General features: G+C 61.1%; 15 protein-coding genes. 4 read left to right on the top strand and 11 right to left on the bottom strand.

The window, feature by feature from the left end:
- Positions 1-34 precede the first annotated feature (34 nt).
- The 4 genes from EV286_RS07280 to EV286_RS07265 are packed head-to-tail and all read right to left on the bottom strand — an operon-like array spanning position 35 to position 4,066.
- A complete protein-coding gene (locus EV286_RS07280) occupies positions 35-646 on the bottom strand; it encodes an ABC-type transport auxiliary lipoprotein family protein (protein WP_132956372.1) in 612 nt (203 codons plus the stop codon).
- Between the two features lie 29 nt (positions 647-675).
- The gene (locus tag EV286_RS07275) at positions 676-2,046 is read right to left on the bottom strand and encodes an MlaD family protein (protein WP_132956371.1); all 1,371 of its coding nucleotides are present in this window, start codon (positions 2,044-2,046) and stop codon (positions 676-678) included.
- An 8-nt stretch (positions 2,047-2,054) separates the two neighbouring features.
- Positions 2,055-2,903, bottom strand: coding sequence for an ABC transporter ATP-binding protein (locus EV286_RS07270; protein ID WP_132956370.1), 849 nt, complete (start codon positions 2,901-2,903; stop codon positions 2,055-2,057).
- 11 nt (positions 2,904-2,914) lie between these two features.
- Positions 2,915-4,066: an MlaE family lipid ABC transporter permease subunit gene (locus EV286_RS07265; protein ID WP_132956369.1), complete on the bottom strand. Its 1,152-nt coding sequence runs from the start codon at positions 4,064-4,066 to the stop codon at positions 2,915-2,917.
- A 119-nt stretch (positions 4,067-4,185) separates the two neighbouring features.
- On the opposite strand from EV286_RS07265, the gene dgcA reads away from it, so the two are divergent.
- A complete protein-coding gene (gene dgcA / locus EV286_RS07260; protein ID WP_132956368.1) occupies positions 4,186-5,169 on the top strand; it encodes an N-acetyl-D-Glu racemase DgcA in 984 nt (327 codons plus the stop codon).
- On the opposite strand, the gene EV286_RS07255 is transcribed toward dgcA, so the two are convergent.
- The 7 genes from EV286_RS07255 to EV286_RS07225 all read right to left on the bottom strand — a co-directional run bounded on the left by EV286_RS07255 (position 5,121) and on the right by EV286_RS07225 (position 11,046).
- Positions 5,121-6,341, bottom strand: a complete 1,221-nt coding sequence (locus EV286_RS07255) for an MFS transporter (RefSeq protein WP_132956367.1) — start codon at positions 6,339-6,341, stop codon at positions 5,121-5,123. The two genes, dgcA and EV286_RS07255, sit on opposite strands and share 49 nt — an antisense overlap.
- Before the next feature lie 164 nt (positions 6,342-6,505).
- Positions 6,506-7,036, bottom strand: coding sequence for a Spy/CpxP family protein refolding chaperone (locus tag EV286_RS07250; protein ID WP_132956366.1), 531 nt, complete (start codon positions 7,034-7,036; stop codon positions 6,506-6,508).
- Between the two features lie 26 nt (positions 7,037-7,062).
- Positions 7,063-7,407 (bottom strand): hypothetical protein, encoded by a 345-nt coding sequence (locus tag EV286_RS07245; RefSeq protein ID WP_245500643.1) that lies wholly within the window; start codon positions 7,405-7,407, stop codon positions 7,063-7,065.
- 251 nt (positions 7,408-7,658) lie between these two features.
- The gene (locus tag EV286_RS07240) at positions 7,659-8,465 is read right to left on the bottom strand and encodes a UDP-2,3-diacylglucosamine diphosphatase (protein ID WP_132956365.1); all 807 of its coding nucleotides are present in this window, start codon (positions 8,463-8,465) and stop codon (positions 7,659-7,661) included.
- A gap of 110 nt (positions 8,466-8,575) precedes the next feature.
- Positions 8,576-9,331 carry a glycerophosphodiester phosphodiesterase family protein gene (locus EV286_RS07235; RefSeq protein ID WP_132956364.1) on the bottom strand — a complete coding sequence of 252 codons (756 nt, stop codon included), beginning with the start codon at positions 9,329-9,331 and terminating at the stop codon, positions 8,576-8,578.
- Between the two features lie 16 nt (positions 9,332-9,347).
- Positions 9,348-10,175 (bottom strand): carbohydrate ABC transporter permease, encoded by an 828-nt coding sequence (locus tag EV286_RS07230; RefSeq protein WP_132956363.1) that lies wholly within the window; start codon positions 10,173-10,175, stop codon positions 9,348-9,350.
- On the bottom strand, positions 10,162-11,046 hold the full coding sequence (locus EV286_RS07225) for a sugar ABC transporter permease (protein ID WP_245500642.1): 885 nt from the start codon (positions 11,044-11,046) through the stop codon (positions 10,162-10,164). Before EV286_RS07225 ends, EV286_RS07230 begins: the two co-directional genes overlap by 14 nt.
- 157 nt (positions 11,047-11,203) lie before the next feature.
- Between EV286_RS07225 and EV286_RS07220 the strand changes: the two genes are divergently transcribed.
- The 3 genes from EV286_RS07220 to EV286_RS07210 all read left to right on the top strand — a co-directional run bounded on the left by EV286_RS07220 (position 11,204) and on the right by EV286_RS07210 (position 15,847).
- The gene (locus EV286_RS07220; protein ID WP_165932802.1) at positions 11,204-12,463 is read left to right on the top strand and encodes an ABC transporter substrate-binding protein; all 1,260 of its coding nucleotides are present in this window, start codon (positions 11,204-11,206) and stop codon (positions 12,461-12,463) included.
- A gap of 186 nt (positions 12,464-12,649) precedes the next feature.
- Positions 12,650-14,962 carry an NADP-dependent malic enzyme gene (locus tag EV286_RS07215; RefSeq protein WP_132956361.1) on the top strand — a complete coding sequence of 771 codons (2,313 nt, stop codon included), beginning with the start codon at positions 12,650-12,652 and terminating at the stop codon, positions 14,960-14,962.
- 147 nt (positions 14,963-15,109) lie between these two features.
- A complete protein-coding gene (locus tag EV286_RS07210) occupies positions 15,110-15,847 on the top strand; it encodes a LuxR C-terminal-related transcriptional regulator (protein ID WP_165932801.1) in 738 nt (245 codons plus the stop codon).
- Positions 15,848-15,933 lie beyond the last annotated feature (86 nt).

Here is a 15,933-nt window from a genome sequence, read left to right as displayed (position 1 = left end):
AAACTTCGATTTTCCGGTCGATGGTCGTTCTGGCTCAGAGCGAGCGGAGCGACCAGCCGACGATGTCAGCGGTAACAGCGGCAAAGGCCCTGTCCAGTGCCCCGACATAGGCGGCACTGCCGCTGCCGCTTACGGGCACTTGCCTGCGGAAGACGTTCTGCGCCTTTACGGTGCCGTTCCTGTCGTTGAGTATCTTCACGGATATCTCGACGACTGCCGAACTGCCGTTGGTGGCGACGATGTCGAAGGAGCGGATGTCCGTGACGACCTGCTCATCGATCGCGAGGCCCTGCCCTGGCATGCCGACACCGCCCAGTTTCCCGGAATTCTCAAAGGCCTCGACGAGCTTCGACTGCACCATCCGCGGCAGGGCGTCGCTCCACTGCGATTTGGCAAGGTACTGGATTTCCGTCGGCGAAACACGAACGACGATCTGCTCGCTGTCGAGCGGCTTTACGGCTGTCGGCTGAGGAATGAGGATCTGCCTGCGACGCAGCGACGGACCATCGGCCGTCGCGTTCGCCGAAAGGTCGAAAGTGTCGTTCTTGGGAGCTGAACCGCATCCACTCAGCAGGATTGCCAGCAACGGTACGGCGACAACCGCACCCAAGGCGCCTGACCTGCGCAACGCGACCAACTCGACCATGAAGTCCTTTTCCCCTCAGATATCCCAGTTCAGCGCCGTGTGCGGCCGTCAAATTGCTTCACCGTATCCCCACCGAAGATGAGCCGCTGCGGATTCCGGTCGAAATTGCTTATCGCGTTGTTCAGGTTGTCAACGGTACGCCGCGCATCGTTGACAAGGCTCTGGACGTCTCCGAGACCGCTGCCCGAAAACTTCTGCAGATTATCCGCGATCGGGCCGATTCGAGTGTTCAGATTGTCGGCCACTTTCTTGAAAGACTCCAGTGTCTGGCGCGCTTCGGCAAACAACGATTGCGTGCTGTCGGAGCCGAGCAGTGAATCGAGCTTGACCAGGATGCCGTCCACGCGCGTCGATGCGGAGTTCAGCTTGCCCGCCATCTGCGAAACATCCTGGATGGTCTGATCGATCTGTGGCTGGCGATTGGCAATGCTGTTTGCAACATCCTTGATCGACGCGACGGCGCTGCGCGCATCGATGGTCGTCGCCGTGATGCCGTCGACCGTCTCTTTCACCTTGGCCGGGTCGACCTGTGCGATCAGCGTGTCAATGCGATCGAGCGAGCGCGTTGCGTCCTTGCCAAGTTGGTTGAAGGTATCCGCCGTCTGGTCGAAGCGCTCGATCGCACCCTTCAGGTCGCCCGAGGCGTTGGCTATATCGGTCGTGATCTTGTCCGCATTGCTGACGATGTGATTGATCTTTTGCGCATCGACCGCCTTCACAAGGTCCTCGACGGCGGCAAGCGTCGAGTCGAGGCGACCCGAAACCCGCTGCACCGTCTCCGAAAGCGCCCCGACGCTCTTCAGGAAGGCATCGATATTGCCCGAGTTGGCCGCAAGCGCGTTCGAGAAAGTCTCGGCGTTCTTGATCGTGTTCGTAAGTGGTCCGCGCGCGTCCTTGATGAACGCCTCGACCTGCTCGACGGCGTCATTGGCGCGTTCGAGTATCTTGTCAGCCGTCGCAAGGATGTTCGTCACGCTCGATTGGTCCGCGACGATCACGGGCCGCTTTCCTTCGGCTATGGCACGCTGCAGGATGTTCACCTCGCCGATGCGGCCGCCGGAGATTTCGATGTAGGCCGCCCCTGTCAGGCCCTGGATTTCAAGCACCGCGCGCGCCGACTCGTAGATCGGCGCATCCGCCCTCACCTCGGTGAAGGCAAGGGTATAGCGAGGGTCGTTGGCGTCGATCGAGAGGTTCTGCACCGAACCGATCTGGATGCCGTTGAAGCGCACCGGCGAACCGACGCTCAGGCCGTTTGCCGATCCCGGAATCCGGATGATGAGCTCGGTCAACGGGCCGCCTCGGCCGTATTCCGCCATCCAGTAGACGAATCCGAAGGCGGCTGCGATCACCAGAACAGTGAAAAATCCGACGATCGTGTAGTTGGCTTTGGTTTCCATGATTCCGGTCAGTTCCCGCCGATATCTTCCGCCTGTCGGCTTGCCTCGTGGTGATCCTCTTCATTCCTGACGATGGAGCGGGCTCGTTTTCCCCGAAAATAGGATTTCACCCAGGGATCGTTTGAGGCCAGCATGTCGTCGATCGTCCCTTCCACCAATACCCGCTTCTGTCCAAGCACAGCAATACGGTCACAGACGGAAAAAAGACTGTCGAGGTCGTGTGTTACCATATAGACCGTAAGGCCCAAAGTGTCGCGCAACCGTGCAATCAACTCGTCGAACTCGGCCGCGCCAATCGGATCGAGACCCGAAGTCGGCTCGTCGAGAAAAACGAGGTCCGGATCCAGCGCCAGCGCCCTTGCGAGAGCAGCGCGCTTGATCATGCCGCCAGACAACTCGGAGGGATACTTATCCGCTGCGTCTGACGCGAGGCCGACCATGCGGATCTTGAGGAGCGCGAGCTCGTCCATCAGCTTCTGGGGCAGGTCGAGATATTCGCGCATGGGGACCTGGATGTTTTCCATGACGGTGAGCGAAGAAAACAGCGCACCCTGCTGGAAGAGTACCCCGAGCCTCATGTCGAGCGCATTGCGCGCCGGCTCGTCCAGCTCGTCATAGTCCTCGCCGAGGATCTTGATCGTGCCGGAACGCCTCGGCAAGAGCCGCAGGACCGTGCGCATGAGCACGGACTTGCCCGTTCCGGACGCGCCGACGAAACCCAATATCTCGCCGCGGTAGATGTCCAGATTGAGCTTGTCGAGAACGATCTTGGACCCGAAGCCGACGGTAACGTCGCGCACCGACAGCACCACTTCAGTGCCCTTTGTGTCTTGCGTTTCCGATGTCGGACCGTTCACCTTGCCATTCCTCAAAAGTCGATCGCCGCATAGAATATGGCGAAAAGTCCGTCCATCAGGATTACGACGAAGATGGACTTCACCACGGAAGCCGTCACGTGCTGGCCAAGAGATTCGGCGCTGCCGCCGACTTTCAAGCCTTCCACAGCCGCGACAATGCCAATCACGAGAGCCATGAATGGCGCCTTTATCATCCCTGAAAGAACCGTCGAAAGGTTTACGGCCTCATGGAGCCGGGCAAGGAAGTTCGCGAAGGTGATCCCCGAATAGCCCCAGGCCACGCAGGCCGCACCGGCGAGCGAGGCAAAATTCGCGACGACCGTCAGCAGCGGCAGCGCAACAGTCAGCGCCACGAGTCGCGGGAAGATCAGAACGCCGATCGGGTTGAGGCCCATGACCTTCAGCGCGTCCACCTCCTCGCGCATCTTCATCGAACCGATTTCCGCCGTGATGGCGCTGCCCGACCGCCCGGCGATCATGATCGCGGTCAACAACACGCCAATCTCGCGGAGCTGCAGGATGCCCACAAGGTCGACGACGAAGACTTCCGCTCCGAAATAGCGCAGCTGGAAAGCGCCCTGCTGGGCAATGATCGCGCCGATGAGGAAGGACATGAGCAGGATGATGGGAACCGCTCTCGCGCCCATATGGTCGATCTGATTGACGATCGAAGCCGGCGAAACGCCGCTACCGCGCCCGAACTTCAACTGCGCCCCGCGTACCGCTGATCCGAGGATATACATCGCGGCGACAAGATTGTTCCATACTTCGAACACCATCTCGCCGATCGGCGCGAATACGAGCACAGCAATACTTTCGCGAGGCGGCTGTTCCGGCTCCGGCTCGTCCGGCTTCTCCGAAAAGGTGCCGAGCATCTCGTCGATATAGGGGTTGGAGCCGGTGATCGTCACCTTCCTGCCCTTGGCTTCCTCGCCCTCCTTCAGCCGGCTCACAATCCAGACGCCAGCGGTATCGATTTCCGATATCCCGGAAAGGTCGAGCGTCAGGTCGCCGTCGCGCCGGCGCGCGAGTTCGTCGACCTTCCTCAGGACACCGTGAATGTTGGCGCTACGCCAGCTACCCTCGAGACGGACATGCGTGCCCGGACCATCAGGCTGGCCATCGATCTGCAGGGACGCGGCATTGGACTTGGCTGAATTCAAAACTCTTGTGTCTCTCTAGGCTTGCGGCGGTCGGCGACTCAGGGATTCCTCGCTTTCGGCGCGGCGGGTTACTATAACCAAGCCAACGCCAATTTCCATGCGCTCGGAACAGCAAAAACATGCCTCGTCGTCTTGATACACAAATGACTTCCTTCCCGATCGCGGGAGCTTTCACCATCTCCCGTGGCGCGAAGACGCAGGCGGACGTGGTGACCTGCACGATTACGGAAAATGGCCTGCGCGGCCTCGGTGAATGCGTGCCCTATGGCCGTTACGGCGAAAGCATCGCGAGCGTAATCGCCGAGATCGATGCTGCCTCGGCAGAGATCCGGGCGGGCGCGACAAAGGTAGACCTGCTTGAGCACATGAAGCCCGGTGCAGCGCGCAACGCCGTCGATTGTGCACTCTGGGACCTCGAGGCAAAGCAATCAGGCGTGCCCGTGGCCGATCGCGTCGGCATTGCCCAGCCGAAACCGCTGACAACCGCCTACACGATATCGCTCGGCGAGCCGGAGACCATGGCGGCCAGAGCAGCCGAAAACGCCGGACGGGCCCTGCTCAAGGTCAAGGTAGGCACCGCGGACGACGAAAGCCGCATCCGGGCGGTACGGGCGGCTGCGCCTGACGCAGCAATCATCCTGGACGCGAACGAAGGCTGGACGGAAGACAACCTCGCCCACCATCTCCGTATCGCTGCAAAAGCGGGCATTGCCCTTGTCGAGCAGCCGCTGCCGGCCGGGAAGGACGAACTGCTTGCGACGATAGAGCGCCCCCTCCTCGTCTGCGCCGACGAGAGCGTGCACCACACCGGCGACCTCGCAAAGCTCCGCAGCCGCTACGATGCGATCAACATCAAGCTCGACAAGACCGGAGGCCTCACCGAGGCGCTTGCGATGAAGCGCGAGGCGCAGCGGCTGGGCTTCCGCATCATGGTCGGATGCATGGTCGGCACATCTCTCGCCATGGCGCCGGCCGTGCTACTCGCCCAGGATGCCGATTTCGCGGATCTCGACGGTCCGCTTCTGCTCGCCAGGGATCGCGAGCCGGGCCTGCGTTACGACGCTTCCCTGGTCTTCCCGCCGGAGAGAGCGCTCTGGGGCTGAAGATACCAGGCGAGGATGACGAGCAGCAGGCCGACCAGCGCGACGAGCGCCATGATGTAGAATCCGGCAAGGCCGATCCAGGCATAGATATAGCCGGAGGCAATCGTCATCAGTCCCAGGAACATGCCGTTGTAGAAGAAATAGGTGCCCTGCGCCGAGGATTCCTGCGATTCGTGCACGGTCTCGACGATGCGGCGCTGCACACCAGTATGCACGAATGCGTAGGTGAAGGAATGGAGGCATTGCAGGGCGAAATAGCCTGCAAAGCCGAGATTCATCGGAAAGAGGATCCAGCGGCAAACGCATACGGCACAGCCGAAGCGGATCATTGTCCAGGCGCTGAAACGGCGCGCGATGAAGCGCGACAGGAAGAACACCATCACCTCGGAGAACACGCCGGCACTCCAAAGTATGCCGACTTCGGTTCCGGAAAAGCCAAGCTTGTGCCAGTAGATCGAGGAGAAGGTGAAGAGCATTGCATGGCTGGACTGCTGGATCGCCACGCCCAGCAGCAGCACCAGCAGGTGGACCTGCCGCAGCGAACTGCCGTTCGGCATCGTCAGGTTGACGGGCTGGCCATGGCGGCGCGTCGGCCCGATCCGCGGACAGAAGAGAGCCATGCCGACGGTCGTCGCAAAGCCGAAGACCATCACGGGAAGCACCATCGCACCTCCCCACTTGCCGATCAGCTGGCCGCCGATGATCGTGGCGAAGATGAAGGCGACGGAGCCCCAGACACGCATCGAGCCATAGTCCAAGCCCCAGCGTCTCACGCCCGAAATGACGATCGATTCCACCACGGGGACATAGGGTGCAAATGTCGCGCCCTGCAGGCTGTAGATGATCAGGACCGGCCAGAAACCATTGGCCCAATAGAGGGCGATGGCCGTCAGCAGCGACAGTCCGCCCGACCAAAGGAGAACGTTCGCCCGTTCCTTCATCCGGTCGGCATACATGGCCACGATCGGCGCAACAATGACGCGAACAACCAAGGGAATGGCAAGGATGACGCCGATCTCGTGATCGCTGAAACGCAGCCCCTCCAGCCAGACCGGGAAGAAGGGCAGTGCGATGCCGTTGACGAGCAGCGGCGCGCAATACGAGAGGGCGCTGAGCAACTGGAAGCGCGGCGGCGCACCCTCGCCCCGAGAAGCGGTCTTTGCGGGAATCATTGATCGACCTGAAGGAAAACGAATCCGTGCCTATCACGTCAACCTAAGGGCGACTATGGCGAGAAATAGCCCCAGGCTCGGCCCTTCCGAAAAAAGCCTCGCCTGTCGTCAGCCTGCAACGTTTCAGCGTCGTCTCCGAGCCCAACCGCTAATCGGATTCCCGGTCAGTTTTCCTCGGCCTCGAACAGCCACAGGTCGCGGGTTGGCTGCGGGCCGTCGGCGCTGTCGATCATGCCGAGAAAGGCTGGCGCGCGGCGCTTCTGTTCCTCCGAGAGCGAGGCGACAAGGGGCTTGGCAGCAGCGACGAAAGACTTGATCTCCTGCGCACGCACCTTCTCCGCGTCCGCGATGCGATCGAGGACATCGAGGAAGTCAGAGGGAGGATCAAGCTTCTGGCGTTCCTGCGCGCGTTGCGCCGCCTTCGCCGCGATATCGCGGATCGCCGTCTCCACGGGTTGCCAGAGTTTCTCCTGGTCGGCATTGAGTTCCAGCACCGTCTTCAGTGCGATCAGCCGGGCATTGAGGACCGCTGCCGCGTCGGCTGCCGTATAGAGTTCGACGACCGGCAGATCGGGCGGACCTCCCGCCTCGTTCGTTTGGCCGGTCGCATTGGCCTGCTGGGCATGAGCGCCTTGTCCACCGGCGATCCAAAGCCCGATCACCGCGAATGCCGTCGTGAGCGTCAATCGTTTCATCTCTGTCGTCCCCGTTGAGCTGTCGCTTACTGCCACGAGCCGTTCGGCAGGCGGCCGTGATAAGGCGTATCGCGGCAATGGCCCCAGGGCCCGCGCCAATAGCCCACCGGGCATCCGTTGCCATAATAGCCCCAGCCACCCGGCGGAGGGCCGGCCCAGCCGCCTCCCGGAAGCGCGCCTCTATAGGGCGTGTTCCGGCAACCGCCCCACGGCCCGCGCCAGAAGCCCGGCCCGCAGCCCTGCGCCACCGGCACGATCTGCGTGTCGGCAGGAATATTCGGGCGATGAGGTATTTCAACCGCTGTTGCGGCTTGAGAGAAAATGCAGAGAGAAATTGTGGCGACCGGAATAGTCCAAAGTGTACGTCGCATGTACTCCTCCAATAGGCAGCCCATCCAGCCCAGAAGGAAGGCAGCATCACTCCCCCTGGCGTGCTATTCGACAAGTATATTCGGCACTATAGGAGCAACATATACGCCGCAAAAGCAAAAGCCAGAAAAACTTGAGCGCTGATTGCAAGAATTTTCATCACGCGGATAAAAGCGCGTCAAGCGTGCATAAGATTGCGCCTTCCAGCTTGATGGCCGCGGCGACGGCCGGCCGACGGCAGCGGAACCGGACGTCAGGCCGCCCTGACGCCGAGAGTGTCTCCAATGTGCTCGAGCGCCGGGAGAGCAGTCGTCGTGCTTTCCATCGTCCGCCAGGTCAGCAACTCGAAGGTGCCGTCATGATGTTCGGCAATCGCGGTGCAGCTCTCCACCCAGTCGCCGGTGTTGATGTAGCGCACCCCATCCATATCCTCGATCACGGCATGATGGATATGACCGCAGATGACGCCATCCGCACCGCTGCGGCGCGCTTCCTCGACCACGACACGCTGGAACTCACCGATGAAGTTCACCGCATGCTTCACCTGGAGCTTTGCCCAGGCGGAGAAGGACCAGTACGGCATGCCGAGGCGGCGGCGAATGGCGGCCAGCACGATATTGATGCGGACCGCCGTGTCGTAGGCCCAGTCGCCGAGATAGGCGAGCAATCGCGCATTACGCACCACGACGTCGAACTCGTCGCCATGCAGGACCAGGTACCTCTTGCCGTCCGCACCCTCGTGCATCATCCGCTCGGCGACTTCGATGCCACCGAAATGCATGCCGGGAAAGTCGCGCAGGAACTCGTCGTGATTGCCCGGAATATAGACGACGCGCGTGCCCTTGCGCGCCTTGCGAAGCAACTTCTGCACGACGTCATTGCAGTCCTGTGGCCAGTACCAGCTGCGTTTCAGGCGCCACCCATCAACGATATCGCCGACAAGGATGACCGTGTCGGCTTCGTGATAACGCAGGAAATCAAGAAGATAGTCCGCCTTGGCCGCCTTGGAGCCGAGATGGACGTCCGAAATAAACAATGTTCGGAAGTGTCGCGTGTCCATAGTTCCATCCACGAACGTCGGGCCGGTGCCCAAGCTTTAACCTGCCCTTCCAAAATCAGACTCTTGTTTCAGGAAGATGACATAGGCTGTGTGCAGAGGTTGTGGGCTGCTCAATCCGGCCGCGCGGCGATGGCGAGATCCGGCCGGTCGGTGGTGAAACTTGCGACGCCAAGCGCAAACATCGTCCGCGCAGCCTCCGTCGTATGAGCCGCCCAGCCATGGACGACCACGCCGTTTTCCTCGAACATCGCCATGACCGACGGATCGATCATTTCGGCACGCAGGCCGATTTCCCTGACAGGGTGGGCTGCCAGTGCGGCAAGCGTGCCCTTCCAACCGATATGGGCAACAATCGCCGGCGAGCAGAGCCACACGAGGCCGCGCGTTTCCTCCGGCTGCTCACCGTGCGTTTCGAGCGCCTCGACGAAGGTTTCAAGGCGGGAAAGCTGGAAGCTGGTGACCATCGATCGGGCCAGCATGCCGCTTGCGAGAAGCTCCCGCACGATGCGATCCTCCATGCCCTCGTAGGCGCGTCCGTCTTCGCGTGTCTTGATCTCGAGACGCAGGTCGACCTTGGACGGCTTGAAGATCGCGATGGTTTCGCCGAGCGTCGGGATCGTCTCGCCGCCGCTGCCGATGATGACGTGGCTCATCAGATCGTCATAGGCGAAGTCGCCGATCGGCCCCTTGCCGTCGGTCATGCGGTCGATCAATGCGTCGTGGTGCACGACAAGCACGTCGTCGCGAGTCTGATGCACGTCGAATTCCACGAGTTCGACATCGAGCTTGGTCGTTTCGTCGAAGGCGAGGCGCGAGTTCTCCGGCCAGAGATGCGTTCCGCCACGATGGGATGCTATGAGGGTCATTGCAATGATCACTTTCCTATTTGAGACCACCAAGGCCGGCACCACGAACCAGCTGCCGCTCGGCGAGAAAGAACATAAAGATACTGGGCAAGAGAACGACGCAGCTCGCCGAGAGGATGAGCGGCCAGTCAATGAATGGCTGCTCCCGCACGGTCGCCTGCAGACCCGCAAGCGCGATCTGCACCGTCTGGCTGTCGCCGCGCAGCACGATGAGCGGCCAGAGGTAGGAGTTCCACTGCGCAATGAATGAAAACAATGCCATGGAGGCGATCACGGGCCAGGTCATCGGCACGAGGATGTCGACGAGGATCCTGAAATGCCTGGCGCCATCAAGTCGCGCCGCCTCGTCGTACATCACCGGCACGCCGAGGAAATGCTGGCGCAGGAAGAACGTGGTGAAACCTGAGGCGAGCTGCGGGATGATTGCAGCCCAGATGCTCGGCACGAGCTTCAGCTTGGCCATGAGCAAGTAGTTCGGAATAATGCAGATGAGCTCGGGAACGGTGAGCGTGGCAAGCACCGCCCAGAAGAGCACCGTGCGGCCGGGGAACTCCATGCGCGTGAAGGCATAGGCCGCCAGGATCGACGTAACCATCGTGCCGACCATCGTCGCGGTCGCGATCAGGATCGAGTTCAGGAAATAGTGCCCGATCGACGTTTCGGTGAAGACGCGCATGAAGTTCGACGGGAAAAGCGGCCAGAAGCGCATGTCCTGGCTCATCACGTCGCTCGGCGCAAGCATCGCCGCCAGCACCCCGATGACGAAGGGGACGAACACGGCGATGGCGAGCGCCAGCGTCGCACCCCAGGCGATCAGCCGGAAAAGGCGGTCAGGCAAGGTCATAGTTCACCCGATCCTTGGCAAATGCGAGCTTGGCGAGCGTGATGGCGACAAGACCGAGGAAGAGAAGGATGGCAAGCGCCGAACCCGTCGATACATCGAAGGATATGAAACCAAGATAGTAGAGGTAGTACATCAGGACATTCGTTCCGTTGGCCGGACCGCCCTCGGTCATGACATCGACGATCGTGAATATCTGGAAGCTGTCGATGATGGAGACGATGAGCAGGAAGAGCGTCGTTGGCGCGACGAGCGGAAAGGTAATGTCCTTGAAGCGGCGCCAGCGCCCTGCCCGGTCGATCCTCGCCGCCTCGTAGTAATCCTCGGGAATGGTGTTGAGCCCCGCGATGAACAGGAGGATGTCGTAGCCGAGCTGCTTCCAGATCGAGACGATCGCGACCGCGATCACCGCCAGGTTGACGTCCTGGAACCACGGCAGGCGGCCAAGGCCCAGCAGCCCAAGCGCGCCGTTGACGAAGCCGATATCCGTATTGAACATCCAGCTCCATATGACCGAGATCGCGACCGAGCTCGTCACATAGGGGAGAAAATAGACACCCCTCAACATCCGCGCAAACCAGCTTGTCTCCCGCAGGAGATGCGCGAGAGCAAGCGCAAGCAGCAACCGCGGCGGCACGCTTATCAGCATCAGCAGGAACGTGACCCAGAGGGAGTGCCTGAATTCCGCGCCGCCAAGCAGATGCTGATAGTTCGCCAGGCCGACGAAGGTGGACTTGCCACTGAGTATGTTCGTCTTGTGCAGGCTGAGCCACGCCGAATAGAGAATTGGCCAATACACGAAGAGACCAAGAAGCGCGAGACAGGGAAGCAGATAGAGGTAGGGACGAAGCTTTCGTGTCATTTCGGTGGTCATTCGATTCCTTGCGTGGTCGGCTGTCTTATGCCCGCTCCATGAACGTCATGTGACGCTCGCATGCGTCATCGCTGTGTCATCCGTCCTCCCTATGTTCGCGCCGCCCCGGCGGCCCCATGTGGCCGCCGCACCCAAATGGCCCAAAAGGAGACCACCCGTGACATTCAAGTCTTTTTTGATCGGCGCATCCGCGGCGATCGCGCTTCTGGCTGGACAGGCCGCTCAGGCCCAGCCCGTCGATGTGACGTTCTGGCATTCGCTGTCGAACAACGGCACGGACGCCGTCAACGAGATCGTCGAGAAGTTCAACGCCTCCCAGTCCGACTACAAGGTCACGGCCGAGTTCACCGGCAACTACGACGACACGACCACGAAGCTGCAGGCAGCCCTGCCCGCCGGCACCGGACCAGACCTGATGATGCTCGAAGTCACCCGCTACGGCCTGTTCGCCGATTCCGGCGTGCTTGAGCCGCTCGATCCATATCTGGAGAAGGAAGGTCCTGCCTTCATCGACCAATATCAGTCCTTCGCTCTCGAAGGACCGAAATATCTCGGCAAGTCCTATGTCCTGCCCTTCAACGTCTCGACGCCGGTCATGTTCTACAACAAGGACTATTTCCGCGCCGCAGGCCTCGATCCTGAGAACCCGCCGAAGACCTGGGATGCGCTGCTCGAAGCGGCTCAGAAGCTCACGATCCGCAATGGCGCGGAAACCAAGCAGTGGGGCGTAACCGGCCTCGGCCAGTTCGTTCGCTGGGCCTTCGTCGCACAGGCCGGTGGCGAATGGGTCGACCCCAAGGACAACTCCGTCCTGATGGACAGCGAACCGACGGTCCGCGCGTACGGCTTCATGGCCGACCTGGTACGCAAGTACAAGGTTTCGCCTGAACCCACCGCCGTCGACGAGAAGCTCAACAACCAGTATTTCACCAGCGGCCAGTCGGCGATCGGCTTCGCCTCGACTGGCGACTTCGGCCAGCTTCGCAAGGCGGCGAAGTTTGAGCTGGGCGTGGCTGCTCTGCCATGCGACGCAAAATGCGCCGCACCGATCGGCGGTGCGACGATCGGCATCAATGCCGCATCGGACGAGGCACACAAGGCCGGCGCCTGGGCCTTCCTGAAATTCATCTCCAATCCCGAGATCAACGCCATCACCTTCGTCGAGACCGGCTACCTGCCGATCATGAAGGGAACGGCAGAGGTCCCGATGGCCAAGGAGGCGATCGCCAAGGAGCCCGGCTACTCGGTTGCGATCAAGCAGCTCGACGTCGCCTTCGTCCGTTCGCGCCCGCCGGCAATGCCTGCGATCCGCGCCAAGGAGCCTTCGGTCTGGCAGTCGATCGTGCTCGGACAAGCCCCGGAAGACGCCGCGCTGAAGACCTTCGCCGGCGAAATGCGCGGTATGCTGACGCAGTAAAAATACGTCAAAACATGCCTTTTCTGTCCCGCCGCCTGCGGCGGGACAGGTTTTCTTAACGAAGCTGTCCCGCTTTGATACACAAAGACGAATTCTTTGCGCTGCCGCAATTTCCGTACTGTGCAGTCCGGCTGATTGATGTATGCAGGTTCTTAGAATGCAGTGCTTGTGAATGGAGACAGCGTTATGGACAATGCCGAAAGATCGAAAGCGCAGAAGGATCTGACGGGCGGTAATCTCGACGAGCAAGCACTCTTCTTTCACCGCTACCCACGCCCTGGCAAGCTGGAAATCCAGGCCATCAAGCCTCTCGGCAACCAGCGCGACCTCGCGCTCGCCTATTCCCCCGGTGTTGCCGCACCCTGCCTTGCGATCCGTGACAATCCCGAGATGGCCGCGGACTACACGTCCCGCGCAAACCTTGTAGGTGTCGTATCGAACGGCACGGCGGTGCTCGGACTCGGCAATATCGGCCCTCTCGCCTCGAAGCCGGTCATGGAAGGCAAGGCCGTACTCTTCAAGAAGTTTGCCGGCGTCGATGTCTTCGACATCGAGGTCGATGCGCCGACCGTCGACGAGATGGTGGCCACGATCTCCTCGCTTGAACCGACGTTCGGAGGCATCAACCTCGAGGACATCAAGGCACCGGAGTGTTTCGAAGTCGAACGCCGCCTGCGGGAAAAGATGAAGATCCCGGTCTTCCATGACGACCAGCATGGAACCGCCATCATCGTCGCCGCGGCGATCCTCAACGGGCTGGAACTTGCCGGCAAGGACATCAGCCAGGTCAAGATCGTCGCCTCCGGAGCGGGTGCGGCCGCACTTGCCTGCCTGAACCTGCTGGTGATCCTCGGCGCGCGTCGAGAGAACATCTGGGTGAACGACATCGAGGGCCTTGTTTACGAGGGTCGTGTCGAGCTCATGGACGAATGGAAGTCCGTCTATGCCCAGAAGACAGACAAGCGGAACCTTGCCGAGACGATCACCGATGCGGACGTCTTCCTCGGCCTTTCTGCCGCCGGCGTCCTCAAGCCGGAACTCCTTGCTCAGATGGCGCCCAAGCCGCTGATCATGGCGCTCGCCAATCCGACGCCGGAGATCATGCCGGATCTCGCCCGTGCGGCCCGCCCGGACGCGATGATCTGTACCGGCCGTTCGGATTTCCCGAACCAGGTCAACAACGTCCTCTGCTTCCCCTATATCTTCCGCGGCGCGCTTGATTGCGGCGCCCAGACGATCAATGAAGAGATGAAGATGGCGGCGGTCCGCGCGATCGCCTCTCTCGCCCGCGAGGAGCCGTCTGACGTTGCCGCACGCGCCTATTCCGGCGATACGCCGATCTTCGGCCCGGATTACCTTATCCCTTCGCCCTTCGATCCGCGCCTCATCCTGCGCATCGCCCCGGCCGTCGCCAGGGCTGCCGCGGAAAGTGGTGTCGCGACCCGTCCGATCGCCGATTTCGACGCCTATCTCGACCAGCTGAACCGCTTCGTCTTCCGTTCAGGCTTCGTCATGAAGCCGATCTTCGCATCCGCCAAGACAGCAGAACGCCAGCGTGTCGTCTTCTCGGAAGGCGAGGATGAGCGCGTGCTGCGTGCCGCGCAGGTGCTGCTCGAGGAAAAGATCGCAGTGCCGATCCTGATCGGCCGCCCGCAGGTCATCGAGACGCGCCTGAAGCGCTATGGCCTCAAGATCAGGCCCGGCTCCGATTTCGCCGTGATCAATCCGGAAGACGATCCGCGCTTCCGTGAATATGTCGACCTCTATTTCTCGCTGGTCGGCCGCCGCGGCGTCATCCCGGAAGCCGCGCGCACGATCGTTCGAACCAACGCCACCGTCATCGGCGCGCTTGCGCTGCGGCGCGGCGAGGCCGATGCGCTGATCTGCGGCCTGGAAGGCCGATACGAGAAACACCTGCGCGACGTGCGCCTGATCATCGGCAAGCGTGAAGACGTTCAGGATTTCTCCGCACTCAGCCTGCTGATCTCCCAGCGCGGCGCGACCTTCTTCACCGATACCTACGTGACCTTCGATCCCTCGGCCGAGGAGATCGCAGAATCCACGGTTCTCGCCGCCCAGGAAATCCAGCGTTTCGGTATCACGCCGCGGGCGGCCCTGGTCTCGCATTCGAATTTCGGATCGCGCGACTCTGTCAGCGCTACCAAGATGCGCGAAGCCCTTCGTCTCGTACGCGAGGCCGCCCCCGATCTGGAAGTCGACGGCGAAATGCATGGAGACAGCGCGATTTCCGAAGCTCTTCGCAGGCGTGTCATGCCGGACAGCACGTTGTCCGACGAGGCAAACCTGCTAGTCTTTCCCAATCTGGATGCCGCAAACATCACGCTCGGCGTCGTGAAGACAATGACAGACGGCCTGCATGTCGGACCCATTTTGCTCGGTGCCGCCATGCCCGCACATATTCTGTCGCCTTCCGTTACGTCGCGTGGCGTGGTGAATATGGCGGCACTCGCCGTGGTCGAAGCGTCTCATCCGGCCTGACGCCCCCTCTTCGGAGGGTCAAACTTCGGGCCGAGATGAACTCGGACCCTGTCGCGCCCCCCTTAAAAGGGGGCGTGCCCTGAAATGTTCTGGACGCCTAGACGAACGGAACCGATATTCATCCTTGTACGTCTTAGGGTTCACGATATGGCGACCAGACAGGGATATTTCGACTTGTTGGATTGGCTGGAAGGGCACAAGCCGATCGAACCGCACGAATTCTTCGCCCGAATGCGCGCGACCTACGGGATAGCGCATCTCTTCTACGCGGACGTGATACCCTTGGCGAAGTCGGTTCGCCTGCACCGGCTGCATCACACTCTGCCCCATTCCCACGAACGCGCTCTCGTCGAACTCGGTAACGGCGTCCTCCTTGCGGCCTTGCGAGTGATGCTGTCCTCGGTCCGCCCGCTGGAACATGGCGCGCTGCGCGAACGGATGCCGGTGCTCAAGCCCCTGTTCTCGCTTGCAACATTGCTCGATCTGCCGGTGCAGGGCATATCCTATCCGCTCGTCTCGCCTGCCGGGCGCGCGGCGGTGCTCTCCATCAGCGTACCCGTTCCGCAAGCCGATCTGCCGATCTATCTCCGTCACTACGGCCGCGACATACACACGCTATCCGCGCTTTTTCATGCCGCCCTCGTCGACTCCGAACAACTCGTGGACGACGTTTTCGAAGACGCACCCAGCCTGACACCGCGCGAACGCGAGGTGCTGCACTGGTCGGCGGCCGGCAAGAGCTACTGGGAGATCGCGACCATTCTCGGCATCTCCGAACGGACCGTCCGCTTCTTCATGGGCAATGCCCGTCGGAAGCTTGACGTAGTCTCCAATACCCAGGCAGTAGCAGAAGCAGTTTGGCGCGGCCTTATACCTCAAGCATAGCCAAAACAGTAACCATATACCAACTTATTGATGCAGCATAAACTGTCACTACCGACAGTTTAACAATGGGATATTCTTTTGTCAGT

This window comes from Rhizobium sp. BK251 (genome assembly GCF_004345245.1).
Taxonomy (GTDB): domain Bacteria; phylum Pseudomonadota; class Alphaproteobacteria; order Rhizobiales; family Rhizobiaceae; genus Rhizobium.
This window is presented reverse-complemented; position numbering and strand designations above follow the sequence as displayed.

Excerpts from the sequence above, each read along its gene's own strand:
- EV286_RS07245 (WP_245500643.1), bottom strand. The coding sequence starts at position 7,407 with ATGCGACGTACACTTTGGACTATTCCGGTCGCCACAATTTCTCTCTGC.
- EV286_RS07250 (WP_132956366.1), bottom strand. The coding sequence starts at position 7,036 with ATGAAACGATTGACGCTCACGACGGCATTCGCGGTGATCGGGCTTTGG.
- EV286_RS07235 (WP_132956364.1), bottom strand. The coding sequence starts at position 9,331 with ATGACCCTCATAGCATCCCATCGTGGCGGAACGCATCTCTGGCCGGAG.
- EV286_RS07230 (WP_132956363.1), bottom strand. The coding sequence starts at position 10,175 with ATGACCTTGCCTGACCGCCTTTTCCGGCTGATCGCCTGGGGTGCGACG.
- EV286_RS07215 (WP_132956361.1), top strand. The coding sequence starts at position 12,650 with ATGGACAATGCCGAAAGATCGAAAGCGCAGAAGGATCTGACGGGCGGT.
- EV286_RS07280 (WP_132956372.1), bottom strand. The coding sequence starts at position 646 with ATGGTCGAGTTGGTCGCGTTGCGCAGGTCAGGCGCCTTGGGTGCGGTT.
- EV286_RS07255 (WP_132956367.1), bottom strand. The coding sequence starts at position 6,341 with ATGATTCCCGCAAAGACCGCTTCTCGGGGCGAGGGTGCGCCGCCGCGC.
- EV286_RS07275 (WP_132956371.1), bottom strand. The coding sequence starts at position 2,046 with ATGGAAACCAAAGCCAACTACACGATCGTCGGATTTTTCACTGTTCTG.
- dgcA (WP_132956368.1), top strand. The coding sequence starts at position 4,186 with ATGCCTCGTCGTCTTGATACACAAATGACTTCCTTCCCGATCGCGGGA.
- EV286_RS07210 (WP_165932801.1), top strand. The coding sequence starts at position 15,110 with ATGGCGACCAGACAGGGATATTTCGACTTGTTGGATTGGCTGGAAGGG.
- EV286_RS07225 (WP_245500642.1), bottom strand. The coding sequence starts at position 11,046 with ATGACCACCGAAATGACACGAAAGCTTCGTCCCTACCTCTATCTGCTT.
- EV286_RS07240 (WP_132956365.1), bottom strand. The coding sequence starts at position 8,465 with ATGGACACGCGACACTTCCGAACATTGTTTATTTCGGACGTCCATCTC.